The sequence below is a fragment of the Albidovulum sp. genome (assembly GCF_049646345.1).
Taxonomy (GTDB): Bacteria; Pseudomonadota; Alphaproteobacteria; order Rhodobacterales; family Rhodobacteraceae; genus Albidovulum.
Genome location: NZ_JBARVQ010000228.1, coordinates 1 through 3,481, shown reverse-complemented (window position 1 = coordinate 3,481; position 3,481 = coordinate 1). Strand labels below are relative to the sequence as shown.

Here is a 3,481-nt window from a genome sequence, read left to right as displayed (position 1 = left end):
AGTACCACGCGCCGCCGGTCAGAAGACCGGTCGATGACGGGCGTCCGACCGCACGCGCCACAGCGTCCTGCGTCGATTCGCCGACGACCACTTCCGCCAGATCCTCATCACGCGGAACATAGCCGTGGTTTCGATACTGAGCCGAACAGGCCGCCAGTGCGATCAGCGCCAACACGCCGACACCGCGCCGAATCCCGAAACCGAGCCTACCCATACCGCCCTCTTGCCTTGCCGCCTCAAGCCTTCTATCCGGCTTACAACATGCTAGGGCCGTCCTTCAAGGACGAAGCACCACATGCGGGACGACCCGCTCTGAAACAGGACGCCGCGTCATGACCGACGAATCGACCATCTATTCCCATCCGTTCCGAGTGGCCGACCTTCCCGCGAGGAAGGCGACGCGCTTTGATCTCGCGCCGGACAAGGCCGCGCGGGACCGGATCGGCGCTGTGCTTGACGTAACCACATTGGAGGATCTGCGCCTGCGTGGAGAGCTTCGGCCAACCGGCCGGCGCGACTGGGTGCTTGAGGCCAAGCTGACTGCAAAAGTGACCCAACCCTGTGTCGTCACGCTCGCCCCTGTGGTCACGCGGATTGAAGAAACCGTGACACGTCAATATCTTGCGGAATGGACCGCGCCCGAAGGCGAAGAAGTCGAGATGCCTGAGGACGACAACACCGAGCCGCTGCCCGCGATCAACGATGCTGGTACTGTCTTGATCGAGGCGCTGACGCTGGCGCTGCCCCTCTACCCCCGGGCTGACGGTGCGGAACTGGGTGAAACACGGCTGACCGAACCCGGTGCGGAACCGCTCAGCGACGATGATCTGAAGCCTTTTGCCGGTCTTGCGGATCTGATCAAGAAGAGCGAGGATCAGGCCTGAGTTGCCGCAATACCCGCGGCACCGAAAAAGCGCCAGAAAACACTTGCGCCTGCCCGGAATCACAGTATGTTCCCGGCCTCGCTTGAACGTTGGGTTTGGACCGGTTGCGAAGTGGCTGCCATGTGCCGAAACCCCAGGAAAACCGGGGCGTTGCCCCAAATAACCCGAGGTTGAGACATGGCTGTCCCTCAGAACCGAGTCACACGGTCCCGCCGCAATATGCGCCGCGCCCATGATGCATTGGTCGCTGCAAATCCGAACGAATGCCCGAACTGTGGCGAACTGAAGCGCCCGCATCACGTCTGCGGCGCCTGCGGTCACTACGCTGATCGCGAAGTCGTCGCTCAGTCCGCCGAGATCGATCTGGACGAAGACGCGGCGTAAGCCTGCCGTCTGACCGGTCCCCGGCATGACATCAGATAACGATCAGCAGCCCGAGGCACCCGTGACAGGGTCCTCGGGCCGTATCGTTGTTTCGGTCGACGCAATGGGCGGCGATCAGGGCCCCGCCGCCATTGTCGGCGGCATGGCTGATTCTGCGGCCCAGAACCCGGAAATCGAGTTTATCCTGCACGGCCCGGAAGACCTTCTGACGGGCCTTGTCGCAAAGCGGCCAGGCCTTGCCGGGCGCTGCACGATCCGCCATGCGGATGGTGTGGTGACGATGGAGGACAAGCCCGCTCAGGTGATGCGCAACGGCGACGGGACATCGATGTGGTCCGCGATCGAAAGCGTGCGCAACCACGAGGCCACTGTTGCCGTCAGCTGCGGCAATACGGGCGCGCTGATGGCCCTGTCGGTGATCCGGCTGCGCAAGCTGCCCGGCGTCAACCGCCCCGCCATTGCCTGCCTCTGGCCCTCGCGCAATGCCGGTGGGTTCAATGTGATGCTGGATGTCGGTGCCGACATCAAGGCCGAGGCACAGGACCTTCTGCAATATGCCCTGATGGGCGCGTCCTATGCGCGCAACGGGCTGGGGATTGAACGGCCACGCGTCGGGCTTCTGAATGTCGGGACCGAGGATCACAAGGGCGGCGCGGAACTCAAGGCCGCGCAGGACCTTTTGATGGCGGCAACGGACACCGGCGGCTTCGACTATGCCGGATTCGTCGAGGGCAGCGACCTGCCCTCTTCCCGGGTCGATGTGATTGTCACCGATGGCTTTACCGGGAACATCGCGCTGAAGACCGGCGAGGGCACCGCGAAACTTGTCGCCGAATTTCTCAAGGACGCGCTGAACTCCGGCCCGCTGTCCCGGCTTGGCGCCCTTCTGGCCATGGGTTCGCTGAAACAGCTCGGCCAGCGCATCGACCCCCGCCGGGTCAATGGTGGCGTCTTTCTGGGGTTGAACGGAACCGTGGTGAAGTCACATGGATCAGCCGATGCGACCGGCGTTTCGGCGGCACTGAAGCTCGCTTTCCGGCTGGCCAAGTCAGGCTATCAGGAAAGACTCGCCGCGCGGGTTGCCTCTGCCGCGCAGGCAGGGCAGGATGCCGCCGCATTGAGCGAACAGAACGGAATTTCCGAATGACAATTCGAGCGGTTGTGCGGGGTGTAGGACACTACCTCCCCGAACGGGTGGTCCCGAACAGCTGGTTCGAGGACCGCGTCGACACAACCGACGAATGGATTCGCAGCCGCACCGGCATTGAACGGCGTCATTTCGCCGCCGAGGGAGAGACGACCTCTGATCTGGGCGCCAAGGCGGCAAAAGCCGCACTTGCCGATGCCGGGCTGACGGCAGACGATATTGACGCCATTGTCGTCGCAACCTCGACCGCTGACCTGACCTTCCCCTCGGCCGCGACCATGGTTCAGGCCAAGATCGGCATGAAAAAGGGCTTTGCCTTTGACGTGCAGGCGGTCTGTGCCGGTTTCGTCTATGCGCTGGCCAACGCCAATGCGCTGATCCTTTCGGGTCAGGCCAGCCGCGTCGTGGTCATCGGGGCCGAGACCTTCAGCCGAATCCTCGACTTCGAGGATCGCGGTACTTGTGTGCTTTTCGGCGACGGCGCGGGCGCGATCGTGCTTGAGGCAGAGACCGGAACCGGCTCGACCGACGATCGCGGCATTCTTGCGACCGACCTCAACAGCGACGGCAGCTACAAGGACCTGCTCTATGTCGACGGTGGCGTCTCGACCACCGGTACGGCCGGGCATCTGCGCATGCAGGGCAATCAGGTCTTCCGTCATGCCGTTGAAAAACTTGCAGAAACCGCGCATGCGGCCCTAGGAAAGGTCGGGCTTTCCGGCGGCGATGTCGATTGGATCGTGCCGCATCAGGCCAATCTGCGCATCATCACCGCAACTGCCCAGCGGATGCAGGTGCCGATGGAGCGGGTCGTGGTCACCGTGCAGGATCACGGCAATACTTCGGCCGCATCGATTCCCCTTGCCTTGTCGGTCGGAAAAGAGCGCGGACAGATCAAAGAGGGCGATCTGATCGTCACCGAGGCCATCGGCGGCGGTCTTTCCTGGGGCTCTGTCGTTCTGCGCTGGTAAAACCCCGCTTGAAATCTCCTCTCCAAGCCATTGATATTGACTTGGGATTTCAAACCCCTCATCCTCACCCCAAACATCCGGGGGGACGATATGAG

Annotated in this window: 5 protein-coding genes; 4 read left to right on the top strand and 1 reads right to left on the bottom strand. The window is 62.8% G+C overall.

Annotated elements, in window-relative coordinates:
* Positions 1-214: outer membrane protein assembly factor BamE domain-containing protein (gene bamE / locus WBB85_RS05495; RefSeq protein ID WP_432637624.1), on the bottom strand; the 214-nt coding region annotated here is incomplete at its 3' end.
* Between the two features lie 118 nt (positions 215-332).
* Here bamE and WBB85_RS05490 point away from each other — a divergent pair.
* The 4 genes from WBB85_RS05490 to WBB85_RS05475 all read left to right on the top strand — a co-directional run bounded on the left by WBB85_RS05490 (position 333) and on the right by WBB85_RS05475 (position 3,386).
* On the top strand, positions 333-884 hold the full coding sequence (locus WBB85_RS05490) for a DUF177 domain-containing protein (protein ID WP_432637623.1): 552 nt from the start codon (positions 333-335) through the stop codon (positions 882-884).
* Between the two features lie 177 nt (positions 885-1,061).
* Positions 1,062-1,268, top strand: a complete 207-nt coding sequence (rpmF, locus tag WBB85_RS05485) for a 50S ribosomal protein L32 (protein WP_432637622.1) — start codon at positions 1,062-1,064, stop codon at positions 1,266-1,268.
* 25 nt (positions 1,269-1,293) lie between these two features.
* Positions 1,294-2,415: a phosphate acyltransferase PlsX gene (gene plsX, locus WBB85_RS05480; RefSeq protein WP_432637621.1), complete on the top strand. Its 1,122-nt coding sequence runs from the start codon at positions 1,294-1,296 to the stop codon at positions 2,413-2,415.
* Positions 2,412-3,386: a beta-ketoacyl-ACP synthase III gene (locus WBB85_RS05475; protein WP_432637620.1), complete on the top strand. Its 975-nt coding sequence runs from the start codon at positions 2,412-2,414 to the stop codon at positions 3,384-3,386. Before plsX ends, WBB85_RS05475 begins: the two co-directional genes overlap by 4 nt.
* Positions 3,387-3,481 lie beyond the last annotated feature (95 nt).

What these genes read in the sequence shown, in the direction of transcription:
- WBB85_RS05490 (WP_432637623.1), top strand. Translation starts at nt 333, where the DNA reads ATGACCGACGAATCGACCATCTATTCCCATCCGTTCCGAGTGGCCGAC.
- rpmF (WP_432637622.1), top strand. Translation starts at nt 1,062, where the DNA reads ATGGCTGTCCCTCAGAACCGAGTCACACGGTCCCGCCGCAATATGCGC.
- plsX (WP_432637621.1), top strand. Translation starts at nt 1,294, where the DNA reads ATGACATCAGATAACGATCAGCAGCCCGAGGCACCCGTGACAGGGTCC.
- WBB85_RS05475 (WP_432637620.1), top strand. Translation starts at nt 2,412, where the DNA reads ATGACAATTCGAGCGGTTGTGCGGGGTGTAGGACACTACCTCCCCGAA.